The following is a 20,844-nucleotide window of genomic DNA, read 5'->3' as shown; positions in this document are numbered from 1 at the left end:
GGAGAAGGAGGGATTCGAACCCTCGATAGAGCTACAAACTCTATACTCCCTTAGCAGGGGAGCTCCTTCGGCCACTCGGACACCTCTCCGTCTTGTGGGGCGTATAATAAAGATTTCAGAAAATATGTCAAACACTTTTATGTCAAAAATGACTATCTGATTACATAACGCACATAAGTCAGCTTTAATTGTATAATTGGTTTGAAAAGTAAACGATTTAAATATTTTTGTCTTGCGGGTTAACGCCCATTAAAGGCACTAAATCATCTTTTAGCTGCGCTAGATATTGCTCTTGGTAACCTAACTGCTGAAACTCAGCAATACAGGCTCTGTAATAGGCTTGTCGCTTTTGCTCTGTTGTGTCGGTTTCTGGCGATTCTTCAACTCGGTTGTCTTTCATATTATATTCTAAGTCCATTTGAGAATTCATATTTAGCGTGCTATTTTGACCCAGCTCAAAATTTTGGCGTATTCTAGCTAAGTTTTTTACATAAATACAACATAATGTTTAAAAAACAGTCATAAATTACGTTGTAGCACTGTCATTAAGATTATTTAAAACAAAGCTACATTAAATAACCTAATCTGAATTAACTATTAATAAGCACTAATAACTAGCTTTAAAATTTAGTTTAGTACTAATTAATTAAAAAGAGAACAATCTTATCCTCTCTTTCGTCTGTTTTATAAAGCAGTTTACTCTCCAACTTTTACTGCATTGGCGCTTATTTTTATACTCATACAAAAACGCCGCTAAAATTTAGCGGCGTTTTTAGTGTTTATTTTGTTAATTTAAACTTAGTCAGCTTGTGGGCGCATATGCGGGAACAAAATAACATCTTTAATGGTTGGTGAATCAGTAAATAACATGACTAAGCGGTCAATACCAATACCTTCACCGGCAGTAGGCGGTAAGCCGTACTCTAGTGCGCGTATGTAGTCTTCATCGTAGTGCATTGCTTCATCATCGCCGGCGTCTTTTTCTTCAACTTGGCGAATAAAGCGCTCTGCTTGGTCTTGTGCATCGTTAAGCTCCGAGAAGCCATTTGCAAGTTCACGCCCACCCACAAAAAACTCAAAGCGGTCGGTAACAAATGGGTTTTCGTCGTTACGGCGCGCAAGTGGCGATACTTCCCACGGGTAGCCTGTAATAAATGTAGGTTGGATAAGCATGTGCTCAGCCGTCTCTTCAAATATTTCACATAAAAACTTACCTGGGCCCCATACACAATTTTCAGGAATTTTAACGTGCACTTGTTTAGCGTACGCTTTTAATTCTTCAAAGTGGTTTTCTGGGTCTTTAAATACCGCAGCATCAAACTCAGGGTTATATTTTAAGATAGCATCAGCCATGCTTAGGCGCTCAAACGGTTTGCCAAAGTCGTACTCTACTGAGTCGATAACGTCGCCGTTTTCATCTTTAGTTGTATTAACAACAATTGGGCTACCTAAAACGTTTGTTGCAACTGTACGTAACATGTCTTCGGTGATGTTCATTAAATCGATGTAATCAGCATACGCTTGGTAAAATTCAATCATAGTGAATTCTGGGTTGTGGCGCGTTGATAACCCTTCGTTACGGAAGTTACGATTAATTTCAAATACGCGGTCAAAACCACCTACCACTAAACGCTTAAGGTAAAGCTCTGGCGCTATACGTAAGTACATGTCTATATCAAGTGCGTTATGGTGAGTTACAAACGGACGCGCAGATGCGCCGCCAGGAATAACCTGTAGCATTGGCGTTTCTACTTCCATAAAGTCGCGCTCTGCTAAAAAGCGACGAATACCTTCAACTACTTGTGAGCGAATGCGGAATGTTTCGCGCGTTGCTTCGTTAGTAATTAAATCAACATAACGTTGACGGTACTTGGTTTCTTGATCTGATAAACCATGAAACTTCTCTGGTAATGGGCGTAATGACTTTGTAAGTAGCTCGTACTCGGTCATTTCTACGTATAAATCGCCTTTACCTGATTTATTAAGCGCACCTTTAACACCAATAATATCGCCAATATCTAGTTGGCCATATTTTGCTTTTAAGTCTTTTTGTACATCTTTAGATGCGTAAGCTTGCACGCGGCCTTTCATGTCTTGAATGGCCATAAAAGGACCACGCTTAGCTAAAATACGGCCAGCAATTGATACAACGTGCTGAAGCTCTACTAATTCTTCTTTAGTCTTATCACCAAACTCAGCCTGTAAATCAGCCGTGTAATGTTCACGACGGAACTGATTAGGATGACCGTTGGCTGGGCAATTTTCGCGAATAGCGTCTAATTTGCCGCGACGCTCAGCGATTAACTTATTTTCGTCTTGGATTTGATCAGTCATTTTTTAGCTCTTTTTTAGCTTGGTGGTTATAGGCCAGATTTTAGGCTGGCTTCAATAAATTTGTCTAGGTTGCCGTCAAGTACCGATTGCGTATTACGGTTTTCAACGCCAGTTCGTAAGTCTTTAATACGTGCATCATCAAGTACATAAGAACGAATTTGGCTTCCCCAGCCAATATCCGATTTTGCGTCTTCTTGCGATTGCTTTTCAGCATTTTGCTGCTGAAGTTCAAGCTCAAATAATTTTGCTTTTAACTGCTTCATTGCTTGGGCTTTATTTTTATGTTGCGAGCGCTCATTTTGACACTGTACAACCGTGTTGGTCGGTACGTGAGTAATACGTACTGCCGACTCGGTGGTATTAACGTGCTGACCACCCGCGCCCGATGCACGGTAAACATCTATACGTAAGTCAGCCGGATTAATATCAATTTCAATATTGTCATCTACTTCTGGGTAAACAAAGGCAGAGGCAAACGAGGTATGACGACGACCACTTGAGTCAAATGGGCTTTTACGTACTAAACGGTGTACCCCTGTTTCTGTGCGCAGCCAACCGTATGCGTATTCGCCCACAAAGCGTACTGTTGCACCTTTAATGCCGGCTACATCGCCGTCAGTTGCTTCTACTAGCTCAACTTTAAAGCCTTTAGCTTCGCCCCAGCGTAAATACATGCGTAATAACATGTTACACCAGTCTTGCGCTTCAGTACCGCCCGACCCCGACTGTAAATCAAGGTAAGCGTCGTTTGCATCGTGAGAGCCCGAAAACATACGACGAAACTCTAAACCCTCAAGCTGTTTATTTAAGCCTTCTAGTTCGGTTTGCGCTTCAACAAACGTGTCTTCGTCTTCTGCTTCTACTGCAAGCTCTAATAAACCTTCTACGTCGTCAGCACCGGCTACTAGGTTGTCGATTGTCTCAACAACGGCCTCTAAGGCTGATTTTTCACGGCCAAGTGCTTGTGCGCGCTCAGGTTCATTCCATACGGCTGAATCTTCAAGTTCGGCGTTTACTTCTTCTAGGCGCTCTTGTTTATGAGCGTAGTCAAAGGTACCCCCGAAGCAGTTCAGTACGTTCGCGAATTTCCTTGATTTGATTAATCACAGGATTCACTTCAAACATGTACATTACTCCAAAATGGCTAGATTATTGCGCGCTAAAATTAGCACTAAACGCAATAAATTATCGTCAAATGATAAAAACGCCCGATTTTAACAAAAAACCGCGCGCTTTATTAGCCTTTTATGCATGCATTGTGCATATTTTTTAATGCACTTTTTCAAGCTCTCTTACTATTAATTGCAAGCTAAACTTGCCTCTAAATTCATTTATGTCGAGCTGATACGCCACTTTAACAAAACGAGCCTCGGTGTCGGGCCATGCTTTTACATCTATTCCAAATGCAATGGCGTCAACTAATCGCCCTGATTGATGTTTAAGCACCAGCTTTAAGTGTTTTTCGCCGACTATACGCTGTTGAATAACTTCAAAGGTGTGCTCAAATACCGGCTCAGGAAATTGCTGCCCCCACGGGCCTGATTGCTTTAATAGTTGGGCAAAGTCCATTGTAAAGCACTCGTTTGGCAGCTCGCCGTCGGTAAATACAATACAGCGTTTACTTTCTTCGCTCAGCTGCGCACTTACAGCGGCATCAAACGCATTTTTAAAGTCATTAAAATTTTGCTCATTAATACTCAAGCCTGCCGCCATGGCGTGGCCGCCAAATTTATTAATTAAGTGCGGGTCGGTGGTATTTAACCCCTCGAGTAGGTCGCGCATGTGCAGCCCTTCAATAGAGCGGCATGAGCCTTTTATTTCGCCGTTTTCGCCACCGGCAAAAATAACGGTTGGGCGGTGGTATTTTTCTTTTAAGCGCCCCGCCAAAATACCAATAACACCTTGGTGCCAATCTTCTTGGTATAAACAAATGGCATCGGGAATGGTGTCGTCACTAAACGCGAGCCTATCAAGCACAGCTTGCGCCTCGGCTTGCATGCCCTGCTCTATTTCGCGCCGTGCATGGTTTAAGCTATCGAGCTCACCGGCAATACGCCTTGCTTGGTTTATATCGGTGCTTAATAGGCACGCTATGCCCAAACTCATGTCGTCTAATCGCCCTGCAGCATTTAAACGCGGCGCAAGCGAAAAACCAAAGTCACTGGCGCTTAATCGTGCGGCATTGCGATTAGCTACTTCAATAAGTGCCGTTATACCTGGGCGTGTTTTGCCGCTGCGAATACGCGCTAAACCTTGGTGTACCAAGGTGCGGTTGTTTGCATCAAGCGCAACGACATCGGCCACAGTACCTAGGGCAACTATATCAAGTAGGTCGGCCAAGTTTGGCATAGCGTGGTTTTCAAAGTAGCCTTGCTCACGTAGCGTGCTTCTAAGGGCTATAAGCAAGTAAAAGGCAACGCCTACACCGGCAATCGATTTTGAAGGAAAACTACAATCATGGCGGTTTGGGTTAACAATGGCATCGGCACTAGGGAGCTGTTCCCCTTGCAAGTGGTGATCAGTAACCAGTACTTTAATGCCCACTTTTTTTAATATGTCTATGCCTGCAATACACGAAATACCGTTATCTACCGTAATAACCAGCTCTGGTTTTATATCAACAATTTGCTCAGCAAGCGCTGGGCTTAAGCCATAACCTAAGCTAAACCTGTCTGGTACTAGGTAGTCTAAGTTGTTAAAGCCAAACATGGCTAAGCCTTGCATTAAGGTGGCAGTACTGGTTGCGCCATCGGCATCAAAGTCGCCAACAATTAAAATGCGACTTTGCGCATTCAGCGCATCAATTAATAGCTCGGTGGCTTTGTCGATGTCTTTAAACAGTTTAAAGTCGATTAGCGTGGCTGCACTATTATTTAGCTCGTGTGCATTTTGCACGTTACGCGTGGCATAAATTTGTTTAATAACAGGGTGCAGATCGCTTGGCAGATAAGAATCGTCTACATTTTCGCGCGCAATGATCAGTTTTTTCATGCTGAGGTTTACTTATAAATTCAAAATAAAAACAAAAAAAGGCCATTACGGCCTTTTAATAAACGCAAGCGCCTTATTAAGACGCTTTGTTTGCCTCAAGCGCTGCGCTTAATGCGGCTGCTGGCTGATAGCCTGGGATCATTGTACCATCTTCTAAAATAATGGCTGGCGTACCGCTAATACCAAAGCTTTGGCCTAGCTGGTAATGCTCAGCTACTGGTGCGCTACAACCGGCAACAACTGTTGTGTCTTCGCCCGATTTAGCTTCTGTTAGGGCTTCTTGTTGGTCGCGTGCACACCATACATTCATTAAATCGGCGTAACCCGAACCTTGCAGCCCTCCACGCGGAAACGCTAAATAACGAACAGTAATGCCTGCATCAAGCAAGTCGTCTAGTTCGCGATGTAATTTACGGCAATAGCCACAGCTAATATCTGTAAATACAGTAATTTGGTGTTTTTCGTTTGGCGCTTTATAAACAATCATTGAGTCTTCATATTCTTTAATGCCTTCAACACGTACACCATTTAGCGCTTGCTCGGTTAAGTTGCTACGGTTGTTTAGATCAATCAATGTGCCTTGCATTAAGAACTGGCCATCTGGGCTGGCGTAAAGTACACCTTTATTTGTAATAAGCTCTTTTAAACCAGCAACAGGGCTTGGATTTATTTGCTTAACGGTTACACCTAACGTGGCAAATTTAGTAACTATAGGATCATTAGCATCTGGCGTTGTGGCTTCGCCATTTGCAAATGCACTCATACTTGTGCACAACATTGCACTTGCTAACATTAATTTTTTCATAATTTTCTCTATCTAATAATACATACTAAATTGACCGCTAAGCTGATAATAAATTTCATATTAAGCGCGCGGATGATGCTCTGAGTGTACCGATTTTAATCGCTCATTGGCAACATGGGTATAAATTTGTGTGGTTGACAAATCACTGTGCCCTAACATCATCTGCACTACTCTTAAGTCGGCACCATGATTAAGTAAATGTGTTGCAAAGGCATGACGCAATGTATGCGGCGATAAATCTGACTCAATAGACGCCAAAATAGCATAGTGTTTAATACGATGCCAAAAGGTTTGTCGGGTCATACCTACACCGCGTTTTGAAGGAAACACAAAATCGGTGGCATGTTTTATCATTTGCGCACGCCCCCTTTTTAAAAACTGCTCAAGCCAGTACATCGCCTCTTCACCTAAAGGTACTAAGCGCTCTTTGTTGCCTTTACCTTTTACAAACACAACCGACTGGCGCAAGTTAATTTGCTCCATACGCAGCCCTACAAGTTCGGTTACACGTAAGCCTGTTGCATAAAGTAGCTCTAGCATGGCTTTATCGCGCAGCCCCATTGGCTCTTCAATATTGGGCGCACTTAATAATGCCTCTACTTCGGCCTCTGAGAGCGTTTTAGGTAACGATTGACCCGCTTTTGGTTGCGCAATGTTTTCAAGCGGTGAGCTTGTGATACGTTTTTCACGTACAAAATACTGATAAAACCGCTTTAACGCACTTATGCTGCGAGCCGTGCTACGTGGTTTTAACCCTAAATCTACGCGATACGCTAGATAGCTTTCTATATCTAAGCTGGTTACCGTCATTAAGCTTTCGCCTTTTAAAAACTGACAAAACTTATCTAGGTCACTGCGATACGCGCTAAGGGTGTTTTCGCTTACACCTTGCTCTAAGTACAAGCTATCTAAAAAGGTTTCTAAAAAGTCGCTATTGCTTGTTAGCTCAGTATTTGGTTCAGGTAAATCGTCAGGTAGCGTTGTCACGTTGTGATCTCATGTTGGTAATACCCACGGTAGAAGGTATCAATTAAAAATACCTTACGGTAAACTGCGCCCTATCATAACAGGCAATTACACAGTGATAAATACGATGCAGATTGGTTTATTTTTTGGCTCTACTACATGCTACACAGAGATGGCAGCAGAAAAAATTCGCGACCTTATTGGCGCCGATGTAGTGACCTTACACAATATTAAAGACGAACCACTAAAAAATGCAGAGCAGTACGACTTTATCATCTTTGGTATTTCAACATGGGATTTTGGAGAAATACAAGAAGACTGGGAGTCTAAGTGGGACGACATTAAAGATGTAAACCTAAATGGTAAAACCATTGCTTTATTTGGCATGGGCGACCAACAAGGTTACGGACAATGGTTTCAAGACGCCCTTGGTATGCTTCACGATGAAATAAATACCCAGTCGTTTACGCAACTTGGTTTTTGGCCAAACGATGAAAACTACGAGTTTGAAGCGTCAAAAGCACTTACCCCCGATGGCAAACACTTTGTTGGCCTCGCCCTTGATGAAGATAGCCAATACGAGCTAAGCGATGAGCGCATAGCCACTTGGGTCGAACAAATAATGACAGAGTATAGCGAAACGCTATAACAGGATTAAAAGCGCTGCGTTTGCGGCGCTTTTTAAAAAGCTTACTCTACGCGTTGCCAATATTGGTTACGGTAAAAAAAGCCAATATAACCACGCACTTCTAACGTCTTACCGTCGTTTTGCGGCGTTAGTTGCACGGTATAAGTTTTACCATTTGTAGGGTCAAGTATTTCACCATCGCCCCACACGCCACCATCTTCTGGCTTTACATCAGTAATAATGGTCATCCCTAAAATAGGTTGATTTTTTAATGCCCCATCACACTCTTTACAAATACCGTCTTGTTTAGCTGGGTCTAAAATAGTCTCAACTTTACCACTGAGCACCTTATCATTTTGAGTAATGCGTACATACGATTTAGCCTCGTTGGTGTCTTCATCTATGGTTTTCCAAAGCCCAACAGGAGTCATGTTTGCAAGCGCACCTTGGCTTATAAATAAAGCCGCAGCGAGTGTTGTTAGTAACGGTAATTTGTTTAACTTTTTCATTGTGTTGCCTAAATTAAAAATGGCGAATAAAACGATAATACCAGCTGATTTATAAACTCACTATTAAATTAAACTGCTATTTAGGTACATATAAAAGTAAAAAACCAAGTGCGCGTTAACCCACTTGGTTTTTAAATTGGCTGATAGTTTTTTAATGTACGCGTTTTAAAGTACGTATTTAAAAGTCACGTACCTCTACACTTGAGCTGTTAAATTCAAACATATTAATTTTGCCACACTGTGCCATATGGTTAGTACTTGTATAGGGGGTATTTGCTTGGCTTATATCGCCCTCCCACTCTTGGCCATTTTTTATAAATGCTTTTAATTCAAACCATCCGTTCACAGCTTTACTGCAATCCATATCAACATCAAGCATCCAATAGTGTTCGCCCCATATATTAAGGGGTGTAACACCAAAGCCATCTACTGTTACCGATTTGTAGGCGCCATATTCACTTGGCCAAACATTTGTAGTCCAATCCATGGCAGTACCTTGCGCTTCTCTGCTTTGGCCTTGTTCAATTCCATACCAATCTAGGTAGTTATCGTTTGCTTTCCAAGGTGTTGTGGTGTTGTTTTTTAGATTGTTATGGCGAATTGGCATAGCACATTCAACATTTGTTATTTGGCAGTTTCTAGCAAGGTTTGTATTTGCATAGTTGTGGTCTATACCACCGCGTACAAACATGTCTTGTCCGCTTTGTGTTTGAGCATTAATAAAAACAACGGTTCTTTGCCAGTCGCTATTATTAGGCGCTGTCCCTTGGGTTAACTTAGCATTTTTATGAATTGCTATTGCATCCCATGGCGCTACATTTAAATTTATGGTGCCGTTGCTATTAACTGTTATTACTTCACCGCTACAGCTAGTAGCATTACCCAAAAGCTCGCCTTTTAACACATTGCAGTACTGTCCAGGCGCCATACCTGTTTGAATTGTTGCATTAAGCGTTGAGTCTTCTTTATTAATTGCCATATGACCAGAGCTACCACGTCCAAATGCAATCTGGTTATGGGTGTTATCCCACCAATTTGTTACTACCCAGTTGTCGGCTGTGTTATTTCTAAAATCGACACCACCAGCAATATAAGACCAACGATGCTCACACTTCCAGTTACTTGCAAAACATTCTAAATTACCATTATTGTGCACCGGTACACTTGGCCCACCCGCATCTGTATCGCCGTGAAAATCATAACTCGACATTACTTTTGGATACCCATACGGATACGCCAACATAAATACGTTAGCTAGGTCGTATAAACGGCCATCTTCAAAGGTAATTACATTACCTGCACCACCATGGCCGCGCTGATTGTCGTGGTTATCTACAAATACCACAGCTGATGAACTTGGCATAAAGCCCCAGCCTTCACCAAAATTACTTAACCATGCAAGCGAGCCATTTCTAAAGGTATTACCAAGCTGCGTACTGTATTTAAACTCGGTAACTAGTCCTATACTTAAATACTCTGAGGCAGCAACCGCTTCAGTACCTTGATCTATCACCTCATGAAACACCACAGGCGAGCCATTTATTTTTGCCATTAAACTTTGAATATCACTTGCAGCAACATGCTTAGCAGCATCAAACCTAAAACCTTTAACACCCATAGCTTGAAGGTCATTAATATATGCCGCTAATGTATTTTGCACATAATTTGAAGAAGTGTTTAAATCAGCCAGCCCTACTAGCTCACAATTTTGCACGCGATAACGGTTATTACCGTAATCTTCTGGGTTAATAGAGCAACTTTCGTGAAAATCTTGTGGGCTATAAATAGGGTATTGTTTATTACCAAAAGTGTTACCAGCAGTGCCCGTACCACTGCCGGCTGCCATATGGTTTATTAATGTATCAACATATATATCGACGCCTGCGGCGTTACAGCGATTAACCATATCTATAAATTGCGAACGGTTACCGCCTCGGCTTTGTAGTTGGTAGCTCACCGGTTGATAGCGAGTCCACCATTGGCTACCTGTAATATGCTCGTTAGGCGGAGACACCTGTACAGCAGCGTACCCTTTTGGTCCTAAAAACTGCTCACATTCTTGGGCTACATCTTGCCAATTCCATTCAAATAAATGCACAAATGTTGTAGGCGCAGCAGATACTAAACTTGGTAAGGTTAAACCTAAACTAAAACCTGCAGTGGTGATCATTTTATTCAGTTTCATAGTGTGTGTTTCCAGTGTTGGGCGAGTTAAACAACATACTCGACGTTATTTACAAGTGGTTAACACTAGTTTGAGAGTTGCTCAAATAAAAACTGAATACGTATGCATAATGGGTAAACTATCCTTTATTACTAGATAATTACCTGCCTTAAAATTACATCTTCAAGTAAAACGCTTTACATAACGCAATATAATCATCGCTGTAGCAATTGTTTTCATTTTTTATGCATAGGGAAGTAAGCTCAGGCGAAGTATTTATTAAGCTAAAGCGCATTAAGCTGCGGCTAAATGCTTTACCTGGTGTGGTTTTTACTTGGCAATGCGCGTTTAAATAAAGCCCGCTTTGTTTTGCTAATTCAATAAATAGGCTCGCTTCTGTGGTGGGTAAAATTACGTTAAAGCACGAATGCTTATGACTTAAACGCATATAGGCATTTATTAGCTCGTCAAAACTTAAACCATCGGTATGGCGTGCGGTGTTACGGGCATCGCTTAGCCCTTTTAAGCTGTGGTTAAAATAAGGGGGGTTAGAAATCACCACATCAAATGGCGCCGCTTGTTTAAACGCTTGTATAGTGGTGTGCTTTACTGTGATATTGGGCCACGGGCTAGAGGCTATATTTTGTTGTGCCTGATTGTAAGCCGCTTCATCAACTTCAACTGCGGTTATGCTAAGTGCCGGTTGGCGCTGTTTACACATAAGCGCCAGCAGACCGGTGCCTGTGCCTATATCGAGTAATGTGTTGGCCCCTTTTAAATACGCCCATGCACCAAGTAAAATGCCATCGGTTGAGACCTTCATGGCGCACTTATCGTGCTCAACCTTAAATTGTTTAAACGTAAACCCTGACATTTTTTCACCTTTTCATTCACCAACTGGCGTATAGCGCGTATAATTGCAAGTAATTGTCCCTTATTTTAGACACTCTATGCAATTTTCTGAATTTGATCTTGATACTAAACTCCTCAACGCCATTGATAAAATGGGCTACGAGACACCAACCAGCATTCAACAACAAGCTATACCTGAAGCGCTGCAAGGTCGCGATATTTTAGCATCAGCACCTACTGGCACAGGTAAAACGGCGGCATTTTTAATTCCGGCTATTCAATACTTAATGGATTTTCCACGTCGCGACCCAGGTTTTGCACGTGTGTTAATAATGACCCCAACCCGTGAACTGGCTTATCAAATTCATGAGCAATGTGAACTGCTTGCTAAAGGCACTCACCTTAAAATTGGTGTAGTAACAGGCGGTATAAACTACGGTACCCACAAAGAAATTTTTGAAAACAATAACGATATTTTAATCGCCACACCTGGGCGTTTAATGGAATACCTTGAAACCGAAAATTTCCATGCCGAAAACGTAGAAATGCTTATTCTTGATGAAGCCGACCGCATGTTAGATATGGGCTTTAGAAAAGAAATGCTACGCATATGTGACGAAGCTAAAAATCGTCGTCAGTGCTTTTTATTCTCTGCGACTTTAGAAGGCGATAGCGTTGAGTTATTTGCAGAGCGTATTTTAAACGACCCAGCTTTACTTGAAGCCGAATCGTCGCGTAAAGAAAAAGCAAAAATTCATCAATGGGTGCACCTTGCTGATGACTACCACCACAAGCTTGAGCTGTTGGTTAATACCCTAAACGGCCCAGATGTAAGTAAAGCCATTGTGTTTGTAAAAACCCGTGAGCGCCTAGAAACCCTAATTGGTGAGCTAACTAACAATGGCGTAAAAGCCGCGTGGCTGCGTGGCGAAATGCCGCAAGATAAGCGCATGAAAGCGATGGAAAATTTCCACAGTGGCAAAACGCGCATATTAATAGCCACCGATGTCGCGGCCCGCGGTATTGATGTTTCTGATATTAGCCACGTCATTAACTTTGACATGCCACGCACAGCCGATGTTTATGTACATCGTATTGGCCGTACTGGCCGTGCTGGTAAAAAAGGGATTGCTATCTCATTAGTTGAAGCACACGACATTGGTATTTTATACAAGGTTGAACGCTACACTGAGCAAAAGCTTAAGCGTCGTATAATTAAAGGGCTTGAGCCACAGCATAAAGAAGCTAAGCCACCCGCTAAAAAGCGTAAAGACCCTGTTAAAATGAAGGCCAAGAAAAAAGCCAAAGCTAAAAACAAAAAGAAATAACCCCCTAAATAAGCCGGCCATTGCCGGCTTATTTGTACCCGTTACAAATGTAACCCAAGCATGTAACTCATTCCCATTAAAATGTAATTATTGCCCACCTGAATTCTTTATTAATAAAATACCCTTATATTTCAAAGCATTAAAATTGGCATCGAAATTGTAACTGAGATAGTAACTCAGCTAAGAACAGCTGCACAATTAACCGTAATGTAAGGATAAAGTTATGAACCGCTTTAAGTTAACTATCGCTTTAGTATCATTTTGTTGTTTATTTTTATTAGCTTGCGCTACAAAAGTAAGTGCAGCAACTAACTTAGCCGTAGTAAGCAGTGTGGCTACTCAACCTAACTTACAACAAACAATCACCAACACGTTACGCACTAACCCAAATTTAGCATTAAACGATATTCGCGTGCAGGTTGAAGACGGTGAAGTAGATTTATACGGTGAAGCGCAAACAGGTTTTCAGCGTGCACTTGCACAAAAGTTTTTAGAAAACATGGATGGCGTTAAAATTATCCGTAATAAAATTAGTGTTATTTAAAATACCTTCTTCCTAACTTATTCCTCAGCGCTGCTTGTTACTCCAACACAAGCGGCGCTTTTTATGGCCTACATAATCTCAACGGCGGCAAACCTATTCATAAACCAGTTTAAATAGCTTAGTAAATGCCTTTTAGCTTACTCCCTTCACACAAAAAACACACAGTGCCCTACTCATATAAACGTTCTTTAAGAAGCGACAAACTCTGTAGAGCTTTAACCAACGTCAGTAGTAATTTAATTAATCTATTTTAATATAGCGTAACCTCGCTGATGCAGTTGTTATAGTTGCAGCGGTTTTAACGCAGCTAGCACATGTGTGAGCTCTTAAATTAGTTAAGCATTATTATGGGCTGGTACTATTGCAGGCTGGAAATATTAACAGCGTAGGTGGTTAGCTTTACTTAGCTTAAACTGGCAACAATGTGAAAGCGCTAGAGCCTGAAAGACTCTATCAGGTAAAAAAGTGTGCATATACCCGCGGGGTATTTAAGGGAGTAGCAAAACTTAAAGTATTTTTGCTTACCAATTCCTTTTTAATACAAAAAGCGCGCTTTTACTTTGTAAAAACGCGCTGATAGTCGGTAACTATTTCCCAATGCTTTTGCGTTGTGAGTTTTAAATTATTTACTCACCTTGGCTTGCATCAGTATTATTATCACCCTTTTTATTTGCTGATTGCTGGCTTATTTTATCGCTTATCATGGCATCGAGCTTTTCACCGCCTTTAATGCCAAAATCTAACGTACGTATCGGGAATGGAATACTAATATCAGCGTCATCAAGTGCTTGTTTAACGGCTACTACGCCCTTGTGACGTACTGTCATAAAGTCTGGCTCACCTGGGTATTTAATCCAAAACCATACCAGTAAATTAATACTGCTGTCGCCAAAGCCTTCTGCGTATACAGCGGTTTCATCTTTACGTATTACAAAGTCAAATTCGTTAATTTTATCTACTATCACTTCTTTGGCTTTTTCTATGTCGTCGCCATATGAAATACCCACCGGTACCTCTATGCGTCTAACGCCTAACGTGGTGTAATTTTTTAGCACGTTTCTAAATAATACTTTGTTAGGTACCAGTATTAACTGCCCGTAAAAGCTCTCTATTAGCGTGTTACGCAGGTTTATTGAATGCACTGAACCAAATACGTCGTCGGTTTCAATTACATCACCCGCTTTAAATGGTTTGCGTATTCCCATAGCAATACCGGCAATTAGGTTTTCGGTCATGTCTTGAAATGCGAAACCTATGGCTAAACCCACAATACCTGCACCCGCTAGTAACGATGTTACAGTGCCTTTTAGCCCCATAAAATCAAGTGCTATAAATAAACCTACGCATAACACAATCACTTTAAAAATAGAGGCCATTAAATCAGCTATTTGCTTAGAGTCGAGTGAGCGCCTTAATAGGTTTTTCATTAGCTGGCCGGCAAAGCGCGCTATTATTGAAAACAAAATAGCGATTACAACAGCTACAATAAAGTTTGGGATATGGCTAATTACAACATCAAACCAACCGCCAAGTTTTTCTTCTATAAGCTTTTCGGCTTCGCCAACTGAGGGAATACTGATCATATTTTTACACCTATCTGTTTTTTATTTCATTAATAGTAGGTGAAGTTAGCAAGTTTAGCGCCAGCATAAAAAAAGCCATGCATTGCATGGCTTTTTAACTCATTGTTTGCTGGGTATAAACGCTAGTTTTGCTCGTCGCGCATAAATACAGGCTCAAGATCTTTAGTGGTTGCTTCAGGGCTAAAGTAATAACCCGCCACACTAAACTCTTTTAATTGGCTCAACTGCGTTACTTGGTTTTCTATGATGTAACGGGCCATCATGCCGCGTGCTTTTTTAGCGTAAAAGCTAATTACTTTATATTGACCATTTTTGCAGTCTTTAAAATGCGGCGTAATTATTTGCGCATTAAGCGCTTTTTTATCTACCGCTTTAAAGTACTCATTTGAAGCAAGGTTAACGAGGTATTGTGCGTCTTGCGCTTTTAATTCCTCGTTTAATTTATTCGCAATAATGCTGCCCCAAAACTCATACAAATTTTTCCCGCGAGGGTTATCAAGCTTAGTGCCCATTTCTAGGCGGTAGGCTTGCATTAAATCAAGCGGCTTTAATAAGCCGTATAAACCTGAAAGTATACGTAAGTGACTTTGCGCATAATCAAGGTTAGCTGCAGTGAGTGTTGCGGCATCTAAACCACCGTACACATCGCCGTTAAAAGCTAGTACCGCCTGTTTAGCATTGCTTTGCGTAAACGGTTGTGACCATTCACTAAAGCGTGCAGCGTTAAGCCCTGCAAGCTTATCGCTAATTTTCATTAGACTGCCAATTTGCGCAGGCGTTAGTTCACGGCATACTTTCATGAGCTCTTCGCTGTGCTCTAGTAATTCAGGCTGAGTGAACTTATCTGTTGCGGGTGGCGTTTCGTAATCAAGATTTTTTGCTGGTGAAATAACAGTGATCATAGTTAGCTATTGACTTGTAATTTATTTAATGTCAATTTCAACATTAAATGAGACGAAAAGCACGTTTTGTTTATAAAATACCATTGAAAATTAATCGCAATGGCCTAAATCCTACCTTAATAAATCATGCATCGTCGTTTTTCTATTGATAAGGACATAAGACCTATCAAGCATTGTCACACTGTTGCAGTATTGAATACTTATATTAAGGTAGTTTAGATTTTCTTTTAACTTGCTTGGAATGAGGAAGGCAAATGACTAGCGCTCTACAAAGGCTAAAACAACATTCATCTATCGTAGCCGACACTGGCGATATTGAAGCGATCAAAAAGCATCAACCAGAAGATGCAACCACAAACCCGTCGCTTTTATTAAAAGCAAGCGAGATTGAAGCATACAAGCCTTATCTAGATAAAGCTTGGAGCTATGCAAAAGAAACAGAGCAAGATGCAGCTAAACAGCTTGAACTTGCATGTGACTACTTTGCCGTATTAATTGGTAAAGAAATTAGCGAAATTGTACCTGGCTATATTTCTACTGAAGTAGATGCTCGTTTATCATTCGACACCCAAGCAACTATTGATAAAGCACACACCCTGCTTAGCCTTTATGAGAAAGAAGGTGTAAGCAAAGACAAAATTTTAATTAAAGTTGCGTCTACATGGGAAGGTATTAAAGCTGCTGAGCAACTAGAAAAAGAAGGCACTAAATGTAACCTAACTTTATTATTTAGCGATGCTCAAGCACGTGCATGTGCTGATGCAAACGTATTTTTAATATCGCCATTTGTTGGCCGTATTTTAGATTGGCACGTAGCAAATGGTATGGAAAAACCAACCGATCCGCTACAAGATCCAGGTGTTCAATCAGTACGTAGCATTTTTGAGTTTTATAAACGCCATGATTACAAAACCGTTGTTATGGGCGCGAGCTTCCGTAATACCGGCGAAATTATTGCGCTTACAGGGTGTGACAAGCTAACAATTAGCCCTAATCTACTAGAAGACTTAGGCAATTTAGAAGGCGCAGAAGAGTACTTACTACAAAGTGATATTCCTAAAGAGCCAAAGCCTGCTCCACTTACTGAGTCGCAGTTCCGTTGGTTACATAACCAAGATGCAATGGCCACTGAAAAGCTAGCTGAAGGCATTCGCTCATTCGCAGATGCACAAGAGCAGCTAGAAGCACGCTTTAAAGCAATGTAATACACGCTAATTACGCTATATTAAACGCCGCACTTGCGGCGTTTTTTTATGCCTACGTTATTTGCTGAACTAAGTTAACATTCATTAAGGCATCACATACTTGCAACATTATTGTCACTTTTTTATTCTATTTTAGCTAGGCCTGTGGTATAGGTATTCTCGAGGTTCACTAAAATCAATAGGAGATAGTCATGGATAGCCTAAACGATATATTAGAGATATTAGAAGGTCCTGATACAACAAGAAAAACCTCTCAAAAGAATAAAAAAAGAAAGTGGCGCGAGATTGAGGCCATAAAAGACAAGCAACGGTTACGTAAAGAACTACAGGAGTTGGACTTTTTTACAGACAGTATTGAAATTGATGAGCTAGATTTTTAATCCTATAAACGCTCATAAACAAAAGGCTTTCAGTGTATGAAAGCCTTTTTAATATATCCATTAAACTTGCCAATTTATGGGGCTGTCCCCTTGGGCTTGTAACAATTCATTAGTTTGTGAAAAATGCTTACAGCCAAAAAAACCTCGGTGCGCAGAAAGCGGAGACGGATGCGGCCCTTTTAAAATATGATGGCGAGTGCTGTTAATATTTTTTCCTTTTTTTTGCGCATGAGCGCCCCATAAAATAAATACCACGCCTCGGCAGTGCTCGTTTATATGCGCAATGACGTTATCGGTAAATTGCTCCCACCCTAAGTGTTTATGCGAGTGCGCTTGCCCTTGCTCTACAGTAAGTACCGTATTGAGTAAAAATACGCCCTGCTCAGCCCAGCTTTGTAAGTAGCCATGCTCGGGTATTGCAAAACCAGGTATATCGGTTGCCAATTCTTTGTACATATTTTTTAGCGACGGCGGTAACTTTTTAACCTCTGGCAATACTGAAAAACATAAACCATGGGCTTGGCCTTCTCCGTGGTATGGGTCTTGGCCTAAAATAACCACGCGAATATCGTTAAGGGCTGTGGCTTCAAAGGCGCTAAATACTTGCTCTTTGGGTGGGTACACAGCAATCCCTTCTGCGCGGCGTTTTGCTACATAATCTAATGTTTGCTGCATATAAGGGTGCTGTAATTCATCTTCTAAAAAGGCTGGCCAATCGCTCATTGTGTACTCTTAATTTGTTTGCGTGATGCATCTATTTTATCACACATATCGGCAAGCCCTTCTAACATGCGTGGTGAAAAACGGTGTAATAAATCGGCGTTTACACGTATAAAATGATTATTTTTAACCGCGGGTACTTCAGGCCATTTTTGCCAATTAACTACCGGTTGTGGTGTTTTTGATTTTTCATCAGGGGTTATAATAATTTGCGGTTTAGCCATTACCACGTTTTCAATACTTATTTGTGGGTAGTCGGTATCGCTTTGTGCAAATACATTGCTTACATGACATGTTTCAATAAGCTGGTTTATCCATGTATTTTCACTTACCGTCATCATTGGCTCTGGCCATAATTGATAAAAACCAGTTAATACTTTTTTACCTTGCTGCTGTTTTTTTATGTTTTTAAGTTTGGTATTAAACGCGTTTGCTATTTGCTTACTTTGCTCAATACGCCCAGTAAATTTACCAAAAGTGATCAGCTCATTTGCTACTTCTTCTATCTTTTTTGGATCACTTAAATGTATTTTTATACCAAGGCGCTTAATTTGTTCTAAGTCTCCACTTTGATTTCCGCCTTTCCAACCAATCACTAAGTCGGGTTTTAGCGCTAGTAGTTTTTCAAGTGAAATACCATAGTAGCCACCTATGCGCTCAATATTTTTAGCCTCAGCAGGGTAGTCGGCATAATCAACAGTGCCAACAATATTATCCCCCGCACCTATAGCAAATAGGTTTTCTACTATATGCGGCGCAAGTGCAACTACACGCAGCTTTTTTGGGGGCGTTGTTTCGTTTGCAACAGCACTGGCTATTAAACTACATAGCCCAAGGCCAACTATAAATGCCCTGTACATTAGTAGTCGAACCCTTCAAGTGCTTTAATGCCTGAATCGAATGCATGTTTAACATTACGTACTTCGCTTACTGTATCGGCAAGTTCTGTTAACGTGCGGTGCGCTGCACGACCTGTAATAATAACCGACTGCATAGGAGGACGGTTATTTAACGCGCTTACTACTTCATCAAGATCAATGTAGCCATAAGTCACCATATAGGTAAGCTCATCAAGTAATACTAAATCTATACTGCTATCGGCAAGCATGCGCTTGGCTTCTTGCCACGTTGCTTGCGCTGCGGCAGTGTCGGCTTCTTTGTTTTGCGTATCCCACGTAAAGCCGGTATTCATCACCGCAAATTCAACCCCTGCGCTTTGTAGTAGGTTACGCTCTCCACACTCCCATGTGCCTTTAATAAACTGACAAACAGCGGCTTTTTTACCATGCCCTACACAACGTGCAACCACACCAAACCCAGAGGTTGATTTACCCTTACCATTACCCGTAATTACCTGAAATATGCCTTTAACATCTTGCGCTGCAGCAACGCGTGCATCTACTTGCTCTTTTACTTTTTGTTGACGCTGCTTATGCTTATCGTTGCTTTTATCTGTCATTATTATGTCCTTCGTAAATCGATATAATGTGTTGTATGTTTAAGTGTTCCTCGCACATAGTTGCTAAACGTTCTAACTGCTGTTCACGGTGCTTAGCAATACTAATTGGCGTTATTGCGGCCTCTGGTTTTACCCACTTTAAAATTTGCGATGTGGCAGCTGGCTCATCAAATAAACCGTGTAAATAAGTACCAGCAAGGGCATTATCATCACTAATAAAGCCATCACTTACAAATCCTTTAGGGTGCGAGTTAAACGTTAAAAATGGCCTATTAAGTGCTGCACCTTCACTAATACCCGCATGAATTTCGTAGCCACTACAGGGGGTTTTATTATTATTTAACTGCATAGTTGCGGTTACTTTAGTGAGTACTTTTTGGGTGCTAAGAGTGGTATCAAAGTCACTTAATGCAAGGCCTTTAACACGCTTTAATGACGACTCAACCCCCATGGGATCAGTAATGCTATTCCCTAACATTTGCATACCGCCGCACACCCCTAACACTTTACCGCCATAGCGTATGTGGCGCTTTATTTGCGTATCCCAACCTTCATTTTTTACAAAACTTAAATCACCCAGCACGTTTTTACTACCTGGAATAATAACCAGATCGACCGGCGGAATTGCTTGAGTATGGCGCACATAATTTATATTAATATTTGGGTGCAGTCGCAATGCATCAAAATCGGTATGGTTACTAATATGCGGCAATAAAAGTACAGCTATATTAATGGTGGCGTGTGTCACTTTATTATCTATTGCAACGGCATCTTCGGCATCAAGGGCTAGGTCATGCAAGTAGGGCAGCACCCCAAGCACAGGTTTTTTCGTATAGCGCTCAAGCCAATCTAGCCCACTTTGCAATAAGCTGATATCGCCTCTAAAGCGGTTTATAACAAAGCCTTTTACGCGCGCTTGCTCAGATTCGCTTAGCAGCGCAAGTGTGCCCACTAAATGCGCAAACACACCGCCTTTGTCTATATCGGCAATAATAATGACAGGGCAATCTACCGCTTCTGCGTACCCCATATTGGCAATGTCGTTTTCGCGAAGGTTTATTTCTGCGGGGCTGCCTGCGCCCTCAACCAATAATAAATCGAACTGTTTAGCTAGGCGTTTATGCGAGGCAAGCACCGCATCCATCGCCACTTTTTTGTAGTCGTGATAGTTGCTCGCTTCCATATTACTAATGGCTTTGCCATGAATAATAACTTGTGCGCCCGTATCGCTATTTGGTTTAAGTAATATAGGATTAAAGTCGTTTTGAGGCTCTACATTAGCCGCTATTGCTTGCAAAGCTTGCGCTCGGCCTATTTCGCCGCCTTCTTTCGTAACCGCGCTATTAAGCGCCATATTTTGCGGTTTAAAAGGCGCAACCGTTACACCTCGCTTTGCAAATACTCTGCAAAGCGCAGCGACTAAGGTGCTTTTTCCGGCATCTGACGTAGTGCCTTGAATCATTAAGGTTTTCAT

Annotated in this window: 20 protein-coding genes and 1 tRNA gene; 5 read left to right on the top strand and 16 right to left on the bottom strand. The window is 41.4% G+C overall.

What is annotated here, in order from left to right; genetic code table 11:
• The 7 genes from AN393_RS15835 to xerD form a co-directional block, all read right to left on the bottom strand.
• A tRNA-Ser gene (locus AN393_RS15835) sits at window positions 1-89 on the bottom strand.
• A 128-nt stretch (window positions 90-217) separates the two neighbouring features.
• Complete coding sequence (locus AN393_RS15830; RefSeq protein WP_024031585.1) at window positions 218-400, bottom strand: hypothetical protein; 183 nt, start codon at window positions 398-400, stop codon at window positions 218-220.
• A 398-nt stretch (window positions 401-798) separates the two neighbouring features.
• The gene (gene lysS / locus AN393_RS15825) at window positions 799-2,334 is read right to left on the bottom strand and encodes a lysine--tRNA ligase (RefSeq protein WP_055018585.1); all 1,536 of its coding nucleotides are present in this window, start codon (window positions 2,332-2,334) and stop codon (window positions 799-801) included.
• Window positions 2,335-2,360: 26 nt separating this feature from the next.
• Window positions 2,361-3,459 (bottom strand): peptide chain release factor 2 gene (gene prfB, locus AN393_RS15820; protein ID WP_096041210.1). Its coding sequence is split into 2 segments (ribosomal slippage): window positions 2,361-3,383 and window positions 3,385-3,459, totalling 1,098 coding nucleotides; the frame shifts between segments, so codons are not numbered across the junction.
• Between the two features lie 144 nt (window positions 3,460-3,603).
• The gene (recJ, locus tag AN393_RS15815; protein WP_055018584.1) at window positions 3,604-5,325 is read right to left on the bottom strand and encodes a single-stranded-DNA-specific exonuclease RecJ; all 1,722 of its coding nucleotides are present in this window, start codon (window positions 5,323-5,325) and stop codon (window positions 3,604-3,606) included.
• Window positions 5,326-5,401: 76 nt separating this feature from the next.
• Entirely contained in the window at window positions 5,402-6,130 is a 729-nt protein-coding gene (dsbC, locus tag AN393_RS15810) for a bifunctional protein-disulfide isomerase/oxidoreductase DsbC (protein WP_055018583.1), read from the bottom strand.
• 60 nt (window positions 6,131-6,190) lie between these two features.
• Window positions 6,191-7,117: a site-specific tyrosine recombinase XerD gene (xerD, locus tag AN393_RS15805; RefSeq protein ID WP_055018582.1), complete on the bottom strand. Its 927-nt coding sequence runs from the start codon at window positions 7,115-7,117 to the stop codon at window positions 6,191-6,193.
• 106 nt (window positions 7,118-7,223) lie between these two features.
• Here xerD and fldB point away from each other — a divergent pair, with 106 nt between their 5' ends.
• Window positions 7,224-7,745, top strand: a complete 522-nt coding sequence (gene fldB, locus AN393_RS15800) for a flavodoxin FldB (protein WP_055016345.1) — start codon at window positions 7,224-7,226, stop codon at window positions 7,743-7,745.
• A gap of 41 nt (window positions 7,746-7,786) precedes the next feature.
• On the opposite strand, the gene AN393_RS15795 is transcribed toward fldB, so the two are convergent.
• The 3 genes from AN393_RS15795 to AN393_RS15785 form a co-directional block, all read right to left on the bottom strand.
• The gene (locus tag AN393_RS15795; RefSeq protein ID WP_055016344.1) at window positions 7,787-8,233 is read right to left on the bottom strand and encodes a DUF2147 domain-containing protein; all 447 of its coding nucleotides are present in this window, start codon (window positions 8,231-8,233) and stop codon (window positions 7,787-7,789) included.
• A 178-nt stretch (window positions 8,234-8,411) separates the two neighbouring features.
• A complete protein-coding gene (locus AN393_RS15790; RefSeq protein WP_055018581.1) occupies window positions 8,412-10,418 on the bottom strand; it encodes an alpha-amylase family protein in 2,007 nt (668 codons plus the stop codon).
• A gap of 154 nt (window positions 10,419-10,572) precedes the next feature.
• Window positions 10,573-11,271, bottom strand: coding sequence for a tRNA1(Val) (adenine(37)-N6)-methyltransferase (locus tag AN393_RS15785; RefSeq protein ID WP_055016342.1), 699 nt, complete (start codon window positions 11,269-11,271; stop codon window positions 10,573-10,575).
• A gap of 76 nt (window positions 11,272-11,347) precedes the next feature.
• Here AN393_RS15785 and srmB point away from each other — a divergent pair, with 76 nt between their 5' ends.
• Window positions 11,348-12,577: an ATP-dependent RNA helicase SrmB gene (gene srmB / locus AN393_RS15780; protein WP_055016341.1), complete on the top strand. Its 1,230-nt coding sequence runs from the start codon at window positions 11,348-11,350 to the stop codon at window positions 12,575-12,577.
• A gap of 223 nt (window positions 12,578-12,800) precedes the next feature.
• Complete coding sequence (locus AN393_RS15775; protein ID WP_054983750.1) at window positions 12,801-13,121, top strand: BON domain-containing protein; 321 nt, start codon at window positions 12,801-12,803, stop codon at window positions 13,119-13,121.
• Window positions 13,122-13,747: 626 nt separating this feature from the next.
• Here the strand turns inward: AN393_RS15775 and AN393_RS15770 are convergent.
• Together AN393_RS15770 and yaaA are read right to left on the bottom strand one after the other, a co-directional pair.
• On the bottom strand, window positions 13,748-14,704 hold the full coding sequence (locus AN393_RS15770; protein WP_055016340.1) for a mechanosensitive ion channel family protein: 957 nt from the start codon (window positions 14,702-14,704) through the stop codon (window positions 13,748-13,750).
• A gap of 122 nt (window positions 14,705-14,826) precedes the next feature.
• Window positions 14,827-15,606 (bottom strand): peroxide stress protein YaaA, encoded by a 780-nt coding sequence (yaaA, locus tag AN393_RS15765; protein WP_055016339.1) that lies wholly within the window; start codon window positions 15,604-15,606, stop codon window positions 14,827-14,829.
• A 254-nt stretch (window positions 15,607-15,860) separates the two neighbouring features.
• Between yaaA and tal the strand changes: the two genes are divergently transcribed.
• Entirely contained in the window at window positions 15,861-16,811 is a 951-nt protein-coding gene (gene tal / locus AN393_RS15760; protein WP_054983753.1) for a transaldolase, read from the top strand.
• Window positions 16,812-17,002: 191 nt separating this feature from the next.
• Entirely contained in the window at window positions 17,003-17,191 is a 189-nt protein-coding gene (locus AN393_RS15755; RefSeq protein WP_004587992.1) for a DUF3545 family protein, read from the top strand.
• Between the two features lie 60 nt (window positions 17,192-17,251).
• Here the strand turns inward: AN393_RS15755 and ung are convergent, their stop codons facing one another.
• From ung to AN393_RS15735, 4 genes are read right to left on the bottom strand one after another with little or no spacing between them, the layout of a single operon-like run.
• Window positions 17,252-17,914 (bottom strand): uracil-DNA glycosylase, encoded by a 663-nt coding sequence (ung, locus tag AN393_RS15750; protein WP_055016338.1) that lies wholly within the window; start codon window positions 17,912-17,914, stop codon window positions 17,252-17,254.
• Window positions 17,911-18,771 carry a cobalamin-binding protein gene (locus AN393_RS15745; RefSeq protein WP_055018580.1) on the bottom strand — a complete coding sequence of 287 codons (861 nt, stop codon included), beginning with the start codon at window positions 18,769-18,771 and terminating at the stop codon, window positions 17,911-17,913. Before AN393_RS15745 ends, ung begins: the two co-directional genes overlap by 4 nt.
• Complete coding sequence (gene cobO / locus AN393_RS15740) at window positions 18,771-19,370, bottom strand: cob(I)yrinic acid a,c-diamide adenosyltransferase (RefSeq protein WP_055016336.1); 600 nt, start codon at window positions 19,368-19,370, stop codon at window positions 18,771-18,773. The genes AN393_RS15745 and cobO overlap by 1 nt, the downstream gene beginning before the upstream one ends.
• Window positions 19,360-20,844: a cobyric acid synthase gene (locus AN393_RS15735; protein ID WP_055016335.1), complete on the bottom strand. Its 1,485-nt coding sequence runs from the start codon at window positions 20,842-20,844 to the stop codon at window positions 19,360-19,362. The genes cobO and AN393_RS15735 overlap by 11 nt, the downstream gene beginning before the upstream one ends.

The sequence above is a fragment of the Pseudoalteromonas sp. P1-25 genome, from assembly GCF_001401805.1.
GTDB lineage: Bacteria > Pseudomonadota > Gammaproteobacteria > Enterobacterales > Alteromonadaceae > Pseudoalteromonas.
Note: the sequence above shows the minus strand (reverse complement) of the source record. Positions and strands in the feature narration are given on the sequence as shown.